The sequence below is a fragment of the Kitasatospora sp. NPDC059803 genome, from assembly GCF_042732255.1.
Taxonomy (GTDB): Bacteria; Actinomycetota; Actinomycetes; order Streptomycetales; family Streptomycetaceae; genus Kitasatospora.
The window spans coordinates 16,846-32,392 of record NZ_JBHWIJ010000067.1 but is presented as its reverse complement, the minus strand read 5'-3'; the positions used below and the strand labels follow the sequence as shown (position 1 = coordinate 32,392).

The following is a 15,547-nucleotide window of genomic DNA, read 5'->3' as shown; positions in this document are numbered from 1 at the left end:
GCTGGGCGACGAAGCATGCATCGTCGCCCAGCCCCCAGCGAACTGAAGCGCCGAGCAAGGCTCGTGCAGCCACCCCAGCATTCGAGCTTCCGCAGCCAGCAGCCCACCCTGGCAAGGCCGGAGGCCGCTGCCCTTCAGTCACTCTTGGTAGCTGCCCGCCGCCTCGATCCACCGCGGCCGCAGGTCACGGAATCAGATGGAGATGACCCTGCCCTTCGCGAAATTAGGATCGCCTTGCTGCCCGTAGATGCTGATCCTGTACTGCGTGCTCGACACGTGCTCCCCCATAGCGAACAGCATCAGCTTGCTGCCGTCCGCATAGAAGAAGAGGGTGACACTCTGCTGCCCGTTGCCCGAGCTCGCGTGCAGAACCGGCTTCCCGCGGAACTGGTAGGACCCCGTGGGCTTTCCCTGCCCGTTGAACGCCTGATTGAGGGACTGCTTCAGGTTCGCCAACCTGTTGCCCATTCCTGCTTCATTGAGGACGTTCACCAGGTAGGACTCGGCTTGCGGCTGGCGCATGGGGGTGGTCTGAGTCCCGTCGGTTTTGATGACCACCATCTCGGAAACTGCTGCAAGTGACGCCATGATCTCCCCTTCGGCCCTTCGAGCACGGTACTCCGGGATCGGCCCGAACCACCCTCAGATTACCCAGCGAGGCCGGGCCAAGTGAGGCTTTCTGGAAATCAGTCACACCATTCGCAGAGTCGGCTGGCTTCCCCGAGTTCGACAGCCGAAGAACACGTGAACTCTGTGCTTCCGAGATCCACCAGGACTGGCCGGGTGTGGAGCCGACAGAAATTCCCAGTCGGCACTCAGCCGCGTCCGCTGGAGTGGTGAATCGATGGCCAATCATAATCCGGCGTCAGGATACGAGGCGAGTTCCGAGCCGAGGTAGCGACAGGCAGCAGCTCCCAGCACCCGGGCATTATGGGCGGCGACAGAACGTGCCAGAAGCCTTCTCGTCTCTGTCCACTCCGACTAGATCGGACCACCGGATCCGAAGGGGACGAAGAAGAACGTGGTGCTGGGGTAGGGCCCACTTCCACCCATAGGTACGGTTTTCGCAACGACGGCAGCATCCCGAGGGGCCGGAAAGCAGAAATTGCTGCTCCTTGCGATATTCAGCGTGCAGCTCCCACTTGAACGCTGAATAGTGAACTCCAGCGCGTGGCCTCCATCGGCGTTCCCGAAGATCATTCCATCCGTACTGAACCTGAAGGTCTTCGCCTCTTTCATCGTGACAGTGAGTCGATGGATCAGGTCTCCGTCCATGATATTTGCGGCACCCTTGATGCTGAGTCCGTCGTGGGCGGTGGTGTTCCCGTGGATGTCGAGGTGGCCCTTGCCTAGGTCGGTGCCAATAGTGATCCCTTTCGCCTGCAGCTCGTCGAGAGTGTAGGTCTTCCCCTCGACCACGAGGATGTCGCGGGCGACTAGGTCTCCGCGTACGACCAGGCCGTTATGGGCGGTGGCATTGCCATAGACGTTGAGGTGGCCGGTGTCGAGGTCGGGTTTGGCGACGGTGACGGCGGTGGTGAGGGTGTGGACGAAGCTGGCGTCCTCGGCCGAGGTGGCTTGGAGCATGAAGCCGGTGGTGTTGTGCAGCGCGGGCGAGGTCCACTTGGGTTCGGAGTTGACGTTCGGGTCGGACTTGTCGTCCCAGTACATGACACAGGTGCCGTTCTGGATCTCCCAGGTGAGGGTGACCTTCTCGCCGTTCTCGACCATGATCTTGCTCGGACGCAGGTTGCGGAACAGGAAGCCGGGCGGGGCCTTGTCCACCGTGATCCGGACCGGCTCCTTCGGTGTGAAGTTGCTACTGGTCGGCGAGGTCTCCTCGATGACCTCGATCACGGGCTTGCCGACCACCTTGTTGATCGGGATCTGCGAGATGACCAGGGTGACCGCCCACTGCCCGGTGAACTCCGGCGCCCGGCCCGGGGTGAAGGTGAACACCCGCTTGTCCCCTTCCGCGACGGCCGTGGCAGTCCAGCCGTTGCCGTGCCCCGGATCGGAGCCACCGGTGACCGACTGCTTGATGTCGTTGGTGTTCACCGTGGTCAGATGCGCAGCGCCCGCGCCGATCGGGATCTTGACGATGATCTTCCGGCAGTACGCGGCCGTCGTCATGTTCCGGCCGACCGTGATGTCGAGCCGGCCGATGACGGGGTCCTTGTCGGTGCTCGCGTTCAACGGATCCGTCGGACTCGTGGCGAGGGAGTAGCTGAGCAGCGCGTCGGCGGAGGTGGCGTGAATGGCCATGCTGTCGTCCTTGTCCTGGAGTCGGGCGCCTACGGCGGAGGGAGTTGGCGCGGTGGGGCGGCGGAAGTACCCGCAGGACTCAGTGCGGGATGGTTCCCAGGAACTCCAGCTCACCGTCGCCGAAGGAGCACCAGTGCAGAGTGGCCTCGATATCCCGCCAATAGTGGCGGGTGTACATGCACTCTCCTTGGTGCAACGGCACGGAGAGGGTCTTCTCCTCATCCCCGGCGCCGACATCTGCGCTGAACGTGGCGATCCGCTCGTGAAAGTCGCTGCCGTCGGCTCGGATCCACAGCTCGATGTTCCTGGCGCTGGAGCCGGTTCGCTTGAAGGTCACGGTCACGATGCCGTCGGTGGTCGCCCGCCAGTCACTGCTGTCCTCCATCGCGACCGGAGGGTGGCGACGCAGGATCCTGGCCTTCCCGTAGACGGTGAGGTCTCCGATTTCGATATCCGGCTTGTCCACGGTGACGGCGGTGGTGAGGGTGTGGATGAAGCTGGCGTCCTCGGCCGAGACGGCCTGCAGCATGAAGGCGGTGGTGTTGTGCAGTGCGGGCGAGGTCCACGTGGGTTCCTTGCTGACGTCCGCGCCGGGCTGGTCGTCCCAGTACATGGTGCAGCGGGCGTTCTGGACTTCCCAGGTGAGGGTGACGGGGCAGCCGTTGTCCACCATGATCTTGCTCGGGCGCAGGTTGCGGAACAGGAAGCCGGGCGGGGCCTTGTCCACAATGATTGTGGTGGTCTTCTGAGTGAAGTCACCGTTGGTGGGCGAGCTTTCCTCGATGACTTCGATGACCGGCTTGCCGACCACCTTGTTGATCGGGATCTGCGAGATGACCAGGGTGAGCGCCCATTGCCCGGTGAACTGCGGCGGCCGGCCCGGGGTGAAGGTGAAGACCCGGTGGTTGCCCTCGGCGACGGCGGTCGCGGTCCAGCCGCCGCCCTGCTCCGGCGTGGTGCCTCCGGTGACCGACTGCTTGATCTCGTCGGTATTGACGGCAGTCAACTGCGCGGCGCCCGCGCCGACCGGGATCTTCACAACGATCTTCCGGCAGTACGCGGCCGTCGTCATGTCCCGGCCGACCGTGATGTTCAGCCGCCCGATGACGGGGTCCTTGTCGGTACTCGCGTTCAGCGGATCCGTCGGACTCGTCGCGAGCGCATAGCTGAGCAGTCCGTCGGTGGAGCTGGTGTAGATGGTCACGCGGTCCTCCTTGTCCGGGGGTCAGGCACCTGGGGCGGGGCGGAGCTGGAGGTAGCCGGCCCGCGCGGTGGGGATCGGGTCGTCGGGGTGGGCGGCGCTGTCGGCCTGGAGGATGGGCAGCTCACCCCACTCGGGTACCGGGCCTGCGGTCGCGTAGGGCTCGGCCCAGGTCCAGTCGCCGTGCCAGGCGGCGGGACGGGGCATGACCAGGCCGCTGCCGGGCGCATCGGTGCTGACCACGAAGGAGCGGACTGCCACCGGGGCGGCCATGGCGCCGGTGAACCGCAGCCGCAGGTAGCGGGTGGAGAGCGCGGTGTCGAGGTGGATCTCGGCAGCGGCGGGGCAGTCGGCAAGCACGGTCCAGGCTTCGGCGTCGGCGGAGTGTTCCAGGACGCCGGCCGGCGTGGTGTGCCCGCCGGTGAGGTCGCCGGGGTAGAGGTCGACGCGGTCGACGTTGCGCTGTTCGCCGAGGTCGACCATCACCCAACTGCCGGCGCCGGCCTGCTCGGTGCTGAGCCAGTAGGTGCTGAGGTCGCCGTCCAGCAGGTTGGCCAGCGGGTAGCCGTCGGCGGCGCCGAGCGGGGAGCCGGCTTCCTGTTCGCCGGCGCGGGTGGGGGCGAGCAGCGGGTCGAGGCGGAAGGACGCGCGGATGCGGGCGAGCGCTTGGTGGACGAGGTCGGCGTCCAGGCCGAGGGCGGCGACGGGCAGGATGCCGGTGGTGGCGTGCACCGGCGTGTGCGGGTCGGCGAGCAGCGTGAGGCGATGGGTGATCAGTTCACTGCCGGGGCGGGCGGGCAGCGCGAGGTCGTGGCCGTATTCGATGGGCTGGACGTAATCGCTGGTGCCGGGCGCGGGGGCGACCGCGTTGAGGCGGGTGTAGTCGGTGGCGCCGCCGGGGCCGGTGGTGCTGGCGTAGTAGCCGATCAGCCCGTCGGTGAGGCGCTCGGGGTCGCCGAGCTTGATCGGCCACTGGTAGCTGGGGTAGTAGTCCTCGGGCGGCGGCTTGAGGGCGTCCCAGCCGGAGCTGGTCAGCGGCGGGCCCTGGAGTTCGATGCCGAGTGCGGCGCGGATGAGGGCGACGGGGCGTCCGGCGAGGCGGGCCGGGGTGCGGTCCTCCTGGGCGCTGGGGTCGGTGATGGTGTCCAGGGTGGTGTCGATGGTGGCCATCAGGTGCCGGAAGGCGGCGGGTGGCCGGCGGCCGGTCAGTTCGAGGATCAGGCCGGCCAGGTCCGGGAAGACGTCGGCGAAGTCGGCCGGCCCGGCGTAGGGAGCGTGCGGCAGCGGGTTGAAGGCGGTGCGGGTGTCGTCGCCGACCACGCGCAGTTCGCCGAGCGGTGCGCCGTCGGGTGCGTAGACCAGCAAGGTCTCGTCGAGGTAGTTGAGGAGCAGCCAGCCCGCCACCGGGGTCTCGCCGACGGCGGCCGGGTCAGGGGAAAGAGCGGTGTAGCGGGCGTTGTCACGCGAGCGGAGCGCGTCGAAGCGCATCCGGGTGTCCTGGAGCAGGCGGGGAGGCAGCTGGAAGAACCGGTCGGGTGCGGCGATGCCCTCGAAGAGCGGCTTGTCGGGTTTCACGCTGTCGGCGTGGGCGGTGGGGAGCTTCAGGTAGTTCTGCTGCTGGAGGTTGGTGGCGTCGCAGGAGCGGCCGAAGCGGTCGATGATCCGCAGGTCGCGGAAGTAGAACTGGCCGGCCCGCACGGGCTGGAAGCGGTCCGGCGGGGTCGTGCCGAAGACCCCGGCGGCGGGGACGGACTGCGGATCGCCGAACCGCCACCCGTTCTCCGGCGACGGCAACATCCGCGCGGCGCCGTCCTGTTGCAGCAGCCAGTCGTTGAAGCCGTCCAAGGTTTGGGAGAGCAGGTCGAGCTGCTCGTAGTCCTCTCGCAGGGCGCGCAGGCCGACGGTCTCCGACTCCGGGTAGCTGTCGAGGTAGCGCTCGATCTGGCGGCGCAGCACGTAGGAGACGGTGGGGGCGAGGTAGCAGCGGTCGGCGAAGGTCAGCCAGCGCATCTGGTCGTCGCCGGTGGAGTCCTCGCCGCTGCGCTGGGCGCCGGTGCCGTCCCAGTGGTAGTCGGTGCCTTTGCCGGTGGTCTTGAAGGTCCAGTTGTCGCGGTTGTCGCTGTGGTACGGGATGGGGCAGTAGTGCAGTTCCCACTGGAGGTACATCGGGGCCCAGGGCTGCTGCCAGAGCGCGGTGTACTCGGCGAGGGTGCCGCGCAGCTTGCCCGCGGGGTCCTTGAGGGCGACCTCCAGGGCGTTGCTGGTGCCCGAGGTCGTGCGGTAGGCCTGGTCGAGGAGGTCGCATTCGGCGAGCAGCGCACGGCAGGCGGTCGGCAGGTTCGTCAGGTCGGGCACCAGCGGGGTGGTGGGCACGGGGACGGTGGCGTCGTTGATGACGATCGAGGTCAGCAGTCCGCTGGGGATGCGGCAGGGCAGCGGGTCGTCCTCGTCGCGGCTGAGCGGTTCGCCGGCGCCGGTGCCTTCGATGACGACGACGGGGTCGGCGGGGCGGTAGAAGGGCTCGCGGGCGATGCGCTTGAGTTCCAACGTCTCGGGGAGGCCGCGCCGGTGGGCCTCGGCGTCAATGGCGGCCTGCTGCGCCTCGGGGGTGAGGCCGTGCGGCAGGGCGGCCAGCAGGGCGGTGGTCTGCGTGAGGAGGGTCTGGGCCTGGGCGGCGAGACTGCCGCCGGCGGCGGGGCTGAGCTGGGTGTCCGCGGCGGCGTCGAAACCGTCCGGGTGCTCGCCGGGCTGGTTGCGCAGCCACCACAGCGTCCACAGGCGTTGCTGGGCGTCGCGCAGCAGGGGCGCGAGGGCGTCGTACCGGGCCTGGGCTTCGTTGAGTTCGTCCAGCCAGGCGGGCACCGGCGGCAGGTCGACGGGTTCGTCGCTGGGGCGGGGGACGATCTGCCAGGCGTGGCCGCCGTCGCTGCCGGAGTACCAGGCGCGGCGGGTGGCCTCGTCCAGGTCGGTTTCGCCCTCGACGGTGCCGTAGGTGTCGATGGTGCCCTCGAACAGTGCGCGTACGAGGTCGCCGGTGCGCGGCGAGCGGGTCTGCCGGGTCACGAGCGCGGCTGCGGCGTCGGCGGTGCTGTGGCCGATGGCGACGGTCTGGTGCAGGGGCCGCGGGCGGGCGTCCGGCTGGGGGTAGAAATTGAGCTGCCGCCAGGGGATGCCGAGGCTGTGCCCGGCGTACAGGGTGCGCTGCGGGTCGGGCGCGTCGGCGGGGGCGGACCAGCCCAGGGCGGCGAGGATCTCGCGTACGCCGGTGACGCCCTCGGGTAGCAGTCCGGGGATCTCGGCTGCCTTGGTGAGGATGTCCGAGGCGGGGTCGGAGTACCAGCCGATCACCTGGTAGCTGAGTTCGGTGTCCGGCGGGTAGAGGTTGACCTCGTCGGGGTCGTCCTCGTGCTTGATGTCCTGGAGGGTGTCGTGGAGGAGGAAGACGTCCTTGTGGTAGATCGCGAAGGCGGCGAAGGCCGGAAGGCCGGGGCCGACCGCGGTCAGGAACAGCTCGCGGGGTGCGTCCTCGGGTTCGGTCCACGGCCCGTCGGCGAGCTTGTGGTGGCGGCCGATCCAGTCGGTGTGCGGATCGGTCTCACCGCCACCGGGGCTGCGGGTGGTGGCGAAGCGGCTGGTGCCGTAGCCGAGCCTGGCCTGGTAGTCGCTGTCCTCCAGGTAGTCGGAGTGCACGACCCAGCCGGTGGCCTTGCGCACGCCGAGCGGGGAGCGGTGGTAGCGCACGACGAGCCAGCGGTTGGGCACCAGCGGGAAGGTGGTCTCACCGGTGGCGGGGTCGTAGTGGCCGCGGGTGAGCGCCTCGGGCAGTTCCCACTGGACGTGCAGTCCGTCGTCGCCTTCGCTGATCCCCTGGTCGCTCTGCCCGGGGCCGGGTTCGGCCGGGGCGTTGTCCTCGACCATCCCGCCGAGGTTCGGGTACCAGCGGGTGAACAGGTCGCCGGCCCTGACCTTGTCGTTGACTTGGAGGGTCCGCACGCGTACCGGCACGATCAGGTCACTCATCTGGGGCTCCTTACGGCCGGGGCAGCAGCAGTTGTTCGAGCGGGGCGTTGACCAGTTGGACCGCGAACTCGCTCGGGCGCAGCGTCTGCTTGCCCAGGGCCCGGGCGAGCTCGGGCACCAGGGCTCCGCTGCCGAGCAGGTTCAGCACGTCCTCGCTCCCCGGGCGCAGGAAGCGGCCGAAGACCGTCCCCTCGCTGGGGAAGTCGCGGCCCAGCGAGGCGCCGAGCGGCGGGGTGGTGTTCGGGGTGAGCTGGCGCAGGCCGAGCAGGCCGCCGTCGTCGATGCCGAAGTGGATGCCCTGGCCGGGTTCGCGGATCGTCAGGGCGTCCGGGATGTCGTCGAAGAGGACGAGCAGGGTGTCGGGGGCGAGGTGGGCGCGGCGCAGTTCGGCCAGCTCGGCCCCGGCGCGGCGGGCGATGAGGATGATGTCGGGCCAGGCGGGGACGAGTTGGGAGCGCAGCAGGAGTCCGGCCTTGGGCCTGGCGCCGAGGCTCTGGGCGGTGGTGGCCGCGCGCAGGGTGTCGTCGAGGCGCTGGTCCATGGAGGTGTGGATGCCGACGTCGGCGGCGCCGTCGATGAGCGCGTCGATCCACTGCTGGTCGATGGCGAAGACCCGCAGGGACTCGTCGGGGAGCATGTCGGGGTGCGGGACGAGGTAGTGGAAGGGCACGCCGCGCAGCAGCCTCAGGCGGTCCAGCCAGCTGGGCATGGAGGCGGTGCGCGCGTCGGCGGTGGCGCGCAGCGCGCTCTGGGCGGCTGTGGTGGACAGGGCGGCGCGGGCTTCGGCGCGGGTGAGTGCGATGCGTGGTGCGCGGCGCGGGACGTCGAGTGGGTCGACGTTGGGCGCGGCGAGTGCCTCGGCGAGCGGGGTTTCGGCGAGGGTGCGCAGCCAGTCCAGGCCGCGCTGCGGCACCGGGTCGCCGGCCTGGGCGGCGCGGGCGGAGCGGGCCGGGTCGGCGGCCAGCTTCATCATGGCGGCGGCCTGGTTGGCGAGTTCGCGCCGGGCGCGGGTGACGTCGGCGGCGTAGTCGGGGTCGGCCAGGCCGATCGCGCGGCCCAGGGTCCACGCGGAGGCGTAGCTGACGTCGAAGAGGCCGTGTTCCTCCTCGTAGATGAGCAGGTGGTCGGCGGTGGTGTGGTCGCCGGGGGTGGGCGGCAGTTCCCGGGCCGTGACGGGGGTGCAGGGGCCGCGGTACCAGGCGTAGCCGAGTTCGCCGGACAGGACGCGGTGCGGGACGGGCGCGTAGCCGAGCTTCAACCGCTCGGTGACGTAAGTGTCCTCGGGGTCGGAGCCGGCGGCGGTCTGGGGTTCCAGGCGCAGGGTGAGTCGCTCGGGGTCGGTGCTGTTGCCGGGGGCGACCAGGTTCCTGAGCAGGCCGACGGCGTCGAAGCGCGCGTTCTCGTCGCTGGTGAACGACCAGGTCCACAGGGTGCACAGGCGCAGGTGGGTCTTGTCGCCGGGGATGGTGCCGGCCAGCGGCTTGTCGTGGCCCTCCAGCGAGACCAGGTGGACGGTGTAGGCGCCGCCGGTGCGCGGGAAGCGGTTGGCGGTCAGCACCGCGTAGTCGCCCTCGGTGAGGACTTCGCCCTCGAAGCGGCGCTTGGCCTGTTCGACCCGGCGGACGTGGGCGAGGTAGGACAGCTCGCCCTCGGTGGGGATCAGCCGTCGGAACAGGGGGACGGGCACGTCGATGGTGCGGCAGGTGCTCGCCTCCGTTTCCGCGGGCAGGCCGCTGATCGCCGGCCCTAGGACGCCGGATTCGGCCGGTCGGCAGAGCTGGGCGACCGTGCGGGAGGCAGCGAGCCCCATGGCGTCGGGGTCCTCGGGCAGTTCGCCCTCCCGGAAGACCATCAGGGCCAGCCACGGCGCGCGGGCCTCCACCCGGGACCACTTCGGTTCGCGCTCCCACGGCAGGATCGAGCGGTTGAGGGTGATGTGCGGCAGCACCAGGGCGTAGTCACCGGACGCGCCTGGGGCGGGGAAGACGGCGTGCACGGAGGAGGGGTCCAGCACGAACTGAACCGCCCGGACCTCGAACTCCTCACTGGTGGCCGGGAGTTTGTCGGGGGCGTCGATGTCGCCGTGGGCGTCCTTGAGGACGTGGCGGACATCCGCACGGTAGGTGCCGGCGGTGATGGCGGGCAGCAGGTGGTCGTAGAAGGTGATGTCCAGCTCGGGCAGGGTCGGCACGAGGGTCCCCTCAGACGGTGGCCAACGGTGATGGGTGGTCAGTTGGCCGCGGTGAGCAGTGGCGACGAGACCAGGGTGTCGGCGGCGATCGCGGCGTACTTCGCACGGGGGCCGTTGGCGCCGGGCGCCACCCCCAGGCGGGCCATCGCGGCGTAGGCGGCGTCGCGCCTGGGCTGTTTGACGGCGATCGTGCGGGCGATGGTGTCGATGCTGCCCGACCCGGAGACCGGCGCGGGTCCGGCGCTCTGGCCGGGCCGGCCGGTCAGCTTGCTGTCCGGGTTGACCTTCTCGGTGCCCAGGGCCTGGGAGGTGATCGGACCGGTCGCGGCGGCAGGTTCGAGCTTCGGGCCCGGGATCTCGAAGCGCAGCCCGCTGAGCCGCCTGGGCAGCAGCGTGTCCTCGTCCAACGCGTCGCCGGGCTTGTTCAGCGGATCGCCCCACAGGGCGCGGGCGGCGTCCTTGCGCAGCACGGTGATGGTCCAGTTCACCGGGTCGAACGGCTTGTCCCCGTTGTTGCGCCAGAGGGTGACGCGGTGTTCGGAGGTCACCGCGGTCTTGCGCATCGGCCGGATCGCGATGGCCGGGTCCGCCGATCCCACGAGATCGTCGTTGAGGTAAACGTGGGTGGCCGGCAGGGCGGACTCCGTGGTGAAGACGAACCCGTCGCGGGAGACCAGCAGGGGTGCCTCGACGGCGCGGCGGGCGGCGAGTTCGCCCGCGTCCACGTCCGCCAGCAGGCCCTTCTCCGGTGTGATGGCCAGCGGCGCGGGCAACTGCGCGCGGACCTCCGACCATTCGGCGGCGGGCAGCGGCTCGCGCTTGGAGCCGATGTCGAAGCTGAAGGAGATGAACCAGACCTTGACGGTGACCCGGCCGCCGAACGGAGGCGTCCACAGCGCCAGGTTGATGCCGACCGAGATCGAGACCCGGACCTTGACGAACCACACCTTGATGGTGAACGCGACGCCGATGCTGATCCCCAGCGCCATGTCCAGGTAGAACGGCTTCCACTGGATCAGCACGTCCAGGTACGCGGTGAACCACGCGGACAGCAGACCGGAGGTGTAGGTCGCGGCAAGCCGGCCGCCGATCATGAACGCGCCGGGGGTGAGCGCGGTGTAGCCCTCCGCCTTGACCATGATCTTGCTGTCCGGCGACCAGGTGAAGCCCAGCCGGGCGGGCCTGGGGTAGTGCGCGGGCACCTTGAACCGCGGGTGGTAGCCGCCCACGCTGAGCACGAAGTCCCCGGCCCTGGACCCGGCGGTCCACACGTACACCGCGATCCCGCCGGTCAGCCGACAGGCCGGGTCGAAGATGAACGAGCCCGCGCCGACCGCCACGTCCAGCGACAGCAGGCCCTGGGACTGCTGGTAGGCGAGCTTGAGGTCCAGATCCAGGCGGGCATGGACCTTCTTGCCCGGGGCCGCGTTGCGCGGGAAGGTGATGGAGGTACGGCCCAGCAGCATGACGTTCAGCTCGCGGCCGAACTCCACCAGGGCCAGCGCCTTGGTGTCGATGAACTTGAACGTGGTGAACTGGACGCCGATCGCACCCCAGTACTGGCCGTCCGCCGGGCGCACCCAGTCCGTCAGCGCGTTGAGGATCTCCTGCGGGGTGGCCTCCGGGCGCCCGTCGAGACGGGCGATCAGCGGGAACTCCGGCAGTTCCTCGATCCTCGGCACCCGCACCGAGCTGTTCACGCCGAAGCCACCCGACAGCCCGGTCACGGTGAAGGCCGGTGGCCCGAACAACGCCACCCCGCCCTTCGCCGCCACCTCGCCGAACAGGAACACCGACGCCCAGCCGCCCCTGCTGCGGGCGTAGCTGCCGGCCGCCTGCATCGCGAAGAAGCCGGCCTCCACCGCCACCAGGCCCGCGATGTACACCTCGTACGCCGGATCCTGGCGTACCTCCAGCACGCCGGTGACCTTCAACGGCGGAATTGCGATCCGCACCCCCGCCCCGGCCAGCACCGGAGTGACGGTGAAGTCCTGGTCGACCGCCAGGCCCAGGCCGATCATGTCCAGCTCCACCGGGCCGAGCGTCAACGTGGCGTCGAAGGCGACGAACAGCCGACCCTTCGCGTAGCCCAGGCTCACCCGGCGGATCCGCACCGGCCCGAAGACCTGATCCAGCTCCTGGGCTGAATCGCTGCGCTGCTGCCCCGCAACGGCGGCACGTTCACGCCCCAGCACGACCGCGCCCTCGGACGTGTCCAGCGACACCAAGTCACCGCTCCCACCCTGCGACAGGGCAGCGGCGCCAGTGCTGTTCGGCCGCCAGACCAGTGGCGCCAGCGCCTGGCCACCCATCGTCAGCAGCCCCCAGATGAGCAGGCCGCGCTGCAGCGCCTCGTCCAGCAGCACGGGCAGCAGCCCCTGTGCGGCCCCGGGCAGGCCCGCGACCGCGGCGTTCAGTGCCCGGACCTGGGCGAGGGGCCAGGCGCGATCCGCGTAGCAGAACTGCACTCCTGTCACGACCACATCGCGATCCGCCGGGATGCTCTCCCCCACGAGCGGCAGATCGGATGCCCGGGCCCCCACCACTCCTCGGACCGCTACCAGCCGAGCGACCGCCGGCCCGGGGGGCGCGGGGGCCCGCGCCCCCCCCCCCCCCCCCCCCCCCCCCCCCCCCCCCCCCCCCCCCCCCCCCCACCACCCCCCCCCCCGACCCCCGCCGCCCGCCGGGGGCCGGGGGGCGGGGGGCCCCCCACGCCACCACCACCCCCACCCGGCCGACGACCGCCGACACCACCAGCGACCCCGCCGCGGAGGTCCCCACGGGAAGACGGTAGGCGAACGACGCCGAGCCGAGCGATGGAACGAAAGGATCCAGGTCCGCAGGGACATCGATTCCGACGGCCGCGGCCAGGTGAGCCAGCGTCAGCGCTTGGCCGTCGTTCTCCAGGGAGGCGCTCAGTTCCCAGGCCCCTGAGCCCGTCTTGGCGATTGCGCCGCTGAACCACAGCCGGGTCTCCGCGCCTTCGACGGCGGCGGTGAAGCCTGCGTCCGCGGACAGCGAGAACGTCGAGGCCCCGCCGGCGGCCGGGGTCGAATGCCGGAAGCAGACGAGCAGGTCCATCACCGTGTCACCGAGGCGGGCCTCGGTGGCTGCGGTGAACTCCCATTCCTCCGGGCCTCCAGGGCTCGTCAGCACCTCGATCGTCAGGTACTGCAGGTCGAAACTCCGCAGGCCCTCCGGGATTTCACCGGCCACTCCCCAGTTCTCACCGAGCCAATCGAAGAGGTCGGCCATCCGAACGTTTTCCGCAGTCGCCCCGCGAAACAGGTAGCCGCTCTCATCGGACCAGGTGTCCAGATCGAGCCGGGTGCCGCCGATGATGACGAAATCAACCCCCTGTGGCATGCCCAGTGCCGGTGCGCAGGTCAGCGGCTCCGCCGCCGTGCCGGACAGGGATCCGACGGGCCGGATGCGGTACTTGGCGCCGTCCGGCTCCCAGTCGGCGCCTTTCAGCGGCCATACCCGGTTCGGGGTGAATGCCTCGATGAGGCCCTTGAAACCCTGCACGCCATCTTTTTCCATCCCCCCGCCCTTTGGCTTCTTGCTGAACCGGTCCAGGCTGGCGAAGGCCGCAGTCCGCTTGGTGAGCGCCTCCTGGCCGATGATCCGTGCGCTGCCGCTTTCGACTTTCGGGCCCGGATCGTCGGTTCGGTTCTGATTGTCCGGACCGACGAACAGGTTTCCCGGAAGCCAGGTGAGGATGTTGTGGATGTCATCCAGACCATCCAGGGTGATGCCGTCAGGGTCATAGCTGGAGTCGGGGTCTTTGAACGTCTCCACGAACTCCTTGATGCGAGGGAAATTGAGCTTCTCCTGGTCCGTATAGTCCAGGGTCTCAAATTTCCGGACCACCGTGTCGGCGAACTCCTCCAGCCCCGCCCTGAGACTGGACCCCTTGACGTTGTACGCGTTTTCGATGGCCGCGTTCCATGATTTGATGAGCGTTTCGAAAGGGATCACGTGATGGCGTGCCAGCTTGATCCCCCCGACCGGCTGCACCTGGTCGAGGTCGCCCGGTTTGCGGTTGACCAGCTCATCCGCGAAGGGATAGCCACCGCGTCCTTTGAGCAACAGCTTCATACGCTCGGCCACTGTCCAGCCTCCTCGGCTTGTGCGGCTACTCCGGTCTTGTGTGACCTGGGAAGGATCGGCTCACCGGCCTCCTCGCGGGTCCAGCGACGCGCTGTCGCCAGCCCGGCGATCCGGCAGCCGACGTCGGCCTCCGACGGCCTCCGACGGCCGTGGTCAGCCGAGCCGAAGAGACGGCTCGCCGTACACCGGCCCCGCGCAGGGCCTCAACAGCTCATACAGCTCAGGGAGTTCGATCGGATGCAGGCGCGGAACAAGGTCCTCCCCCGATGCCGGAAGCCGGTGAGAGATCCGCAACGAACATCGACATGAGAAATCCCCTCGTCCCGACACGAGTGACGCCACTTCGAAGCACCCGACCCTCGACGGAACAGGCCAGGACTCACCACGCCAGGCAACGAGCGGCAGACATCGACCATCGTCATACACCTGCCCACCTGACAGGGGCACGATCTTGTCACGCCCCGTGATCAAGTCGCTCCTTAAAGCGATATCCGGCCACCGATATGGCCGAGTTCACCACCTTCTCACCCAGAAAGCCGATCTCGGCCAGCCTGACCCGAAGCGCCGACCGTACGGACCACTCGGACCGCCTCAAGGGACCTACCGGCCCGCCGCCCCAGGCCGTTCGCCGTCCTCGCGGAAACCCTGAGGGTTCGCGCCTGATCCACCCTGCCACCCGCCGGCCGCACCGACGAGTTACCCGCGGGCCCAACCCCACCAGGGGCACTGACAACCTCAGAGCTCGCCCTCATCACCCTGGTCGACGTCGTGCAGCGTCTCACCGAACCGCTCCAGCGCCTCCTCCGGCCCGCAACCGAAGGCGCGGCCGATGTACTCCCAGGTCATCAGATTGCTGCGGGCCTTGCGGCCGGCCAGCAGGGCGGTCGACCCGGCGGCGCGCTCGAACCGGGCGGCCGCACGGGCAGCGGCGTACGGCCTGCTCTCCGTCAGGTCGCAGATCCGGTCCACCAGCGCCGCGACCAGCTCCTCGACCTCGCGCGGCACCACGCCCTCAGCCAGGTCGACGTGCCACTCCCAGTCCGCGAACGGCCCGGTGGCCTCGCCCACCGCCTCGGTCGCCTGGTCGTCACCGAAGTCCAACAGATGCACCCGCTCACCCCGCCAGCCGCAGCTGCAACCACCGCGCACCGCAACGGCCCGAGGACCATCCGCTCCGTTGTAGAGCCACCAGGTGGTGCGCCCGTCCGGCAACGGCGCCGGCTCGCTGCCGTCCGCCAACACCGCCACCAGGAAACCCTGGTGGCGCCCGCTCTCGTCAACCCATGGCATGCCGTGTCCCTCGCGTCCCTGGAGTACAGCACCAGGGTTAGCGGCCTGTGACGCAGTGTCAAGACTTCGCGACAACCGGTGCGACCCGCAGCTCAAGGCGGCGCGCACCAGCCGCCGCACGCCGGATCAGGGGTGCTCAGGCAGTTCGGTGAGCCGCTCGACCCGGGTGACCGTCCCGTTCACCGAGTCGACCGCGCACCTCGACCAGTCCAACTTGCCGCGCGCGCCCAGCTCGTCCAGGACGACCCGGTGGAGCTTGGCCCACACCCGAGCCCTGCTCCATTCGGTGAATCGCCGGCGGGCGGTCTGCCCGGACGGGCCGAAGCAGGGCGGAAGCAGGGCCCAGGCGCACCCGGACGTCGCGACGAACACGATCGCCACCAGCACCTCCCGGTCGCCGCAGCGGCGCCCGACCACCCCCCTGGGGGGGGGTCGGCGCCGCCCGCACCACCCACAGGTACAGCGGC

At 69.7% G+C, this 15,547-nt stretch carries 8 protein-coding genes and 1 pseudogene; all 9 read right to left on the bottom strand.

The window, feature by feature from the left end:
* Nucleotides 1-192 precede the first annotated feature (192 nt).
* A complete protein-coding gene (locus ACFV6I_RS14090; protein ID WP_063352143.1) occupies nt 193-588 on the bottom strand; it encodes a hypothetical protein in 396 nt (131 codons plus the stop codon).
* A 393-nt stretch (nt 589-981) separates the two neighbouring features.
* Nucleotides 982-2,265: a hypothetical protein gene (locus ACFV6I_RS14085; protein WP_380425298.1), complete on the bottom strand. Its 1,284-nt coding sequence runs from the start codon at nt 2,263-2,265 to the stop codon at nt 982-984.
* Between the two features lie 79 nt (nt 2,266-2,344).
* A complete protein-coding gene (locus tag ACFV6I_RS14080; RefSeq protein ID WP_380334862.1) occupies nt 2,345-3,469 on the bottom strand; it encodes a hypothetical protein in 1,125 nt (374 codons plus the stop codon).
* 21 nt (nt 3,470-3,490) lie between these two features.
* Nucleotides 3,491-7,486 carry a discoidin domain-containing protein gene (locus ACFV6I_RS14075; RefSeq protein ID WP_380425295.1) on the bottom strand — a complete coding sequence of 1,332 codons (3,996 nt, stop codon included), beginning with the start codon at nt 7,484-7,486 and terminating at the stop codon, nt 3,491-3,493.
* 10 nt (nt 7,487-7,496) lie between these two features.
* On the bottom strand, nt 7,497-9,677 hold the full coding sequence (locus tag ACFV6I_RS14070) for a hypothetical protein (protein ID WP_380425292.1): 2,181 nt from the start codon (nt 9,675-9,677) through the stop codon (nt 7,497-7,499).
* Nucleotides 9,678-9,715: 38 nt separating this feature from the next.
* Complete coding sequence (locus ACFV6I_RS14065) at nt 9,716-11,989, bottom strand: DUF6603 domain-containing protein (RefSeq protein ID WP_380425300.1); 2,274 nt, start codon at nt 11,987-11,989, stop codon at nt 9,716-9,718.
* Complete coding sequence (locus ACFV6I_RS14060) at nt 11,907-13,778, bottom strand: hypothetical protein (RefSeq protein ID WP_380425290.1); 1,872 nt, start codon at nt 13,776-13,778, stop codon at nt 11,907-11,909. The genes ACFV6I_RS14065 and ACFV6I_RS14060 overlap by 83 nt, the downstream gene beginning before the upstream one ends.
* Nucleotides 13,779-14,525: 747 nt before the next feature.
* A complete protein-coding gene (locus ACFV6I_RS14055) occupies nt 14,526-15,080 on the bottom strand; it encodes a hypothetical protein (RefSeq protein ID WP_159398679.1) in 555 nt (184 codons plus the stop codon).
* A gap of 177 nt (nt 15,081-15,257) precedes the next feature.
* A pseudogene (locus tag ACFV6I_RS14050) lies at nt 15,258-15,547 on the bottom strand (transposase); the annotation flags it as partial.

Excerpts from the sequence above, each read along its gene's own strand:
- ACFV6I_RS14090 (WP_063352143.1), bottom strand. The coding sequence starts at position 588 with ATGGCGTCACTTGCAGCAGTTTCCGAGATGGTGGTCATCAAAACCGAC.
- ACFV6I_RS14085 (WP_380425298.1), bottom strand. The coding sequence starts at position 2,265 with ATGGCCATTCACGCCACCTCCGCCGACGCGCTGCTCAGCTACTCCCTC.
- ACFV6I_RS14075 (WP_380425295.1), bottom strand. The coding sequence starts at position 7,486 with ATGAGTGACCTGATCGTGCCGGTACGCGTGCGGACCCTCCAAGTCAAC.
- ACFV6I_RS14065 (WP_380425300.1), bottom strand. The coding sequence starts at position 11,989 with ATGGGTGGCCAGGCGCTGGCGCCACTGGTCTGGCGGCCGAACAGCACT.
- ACFV6I_RS14060 (WP_380425290.1), bottom strand. The coding sequence starts at position 13,778 with ATGAAGCTGTTGCTCAAAGGACGCGGTGGCTATCCCTTCGCGGATGAG.
- ACFV6I_RS14055 (WP_159398679.1), bottom strand. The coding sequence starts at position 15,080 with ATGCCATGGGTTGACGAGAGCGGGCGCCACCAGGGTTTCCTGGTGGCG.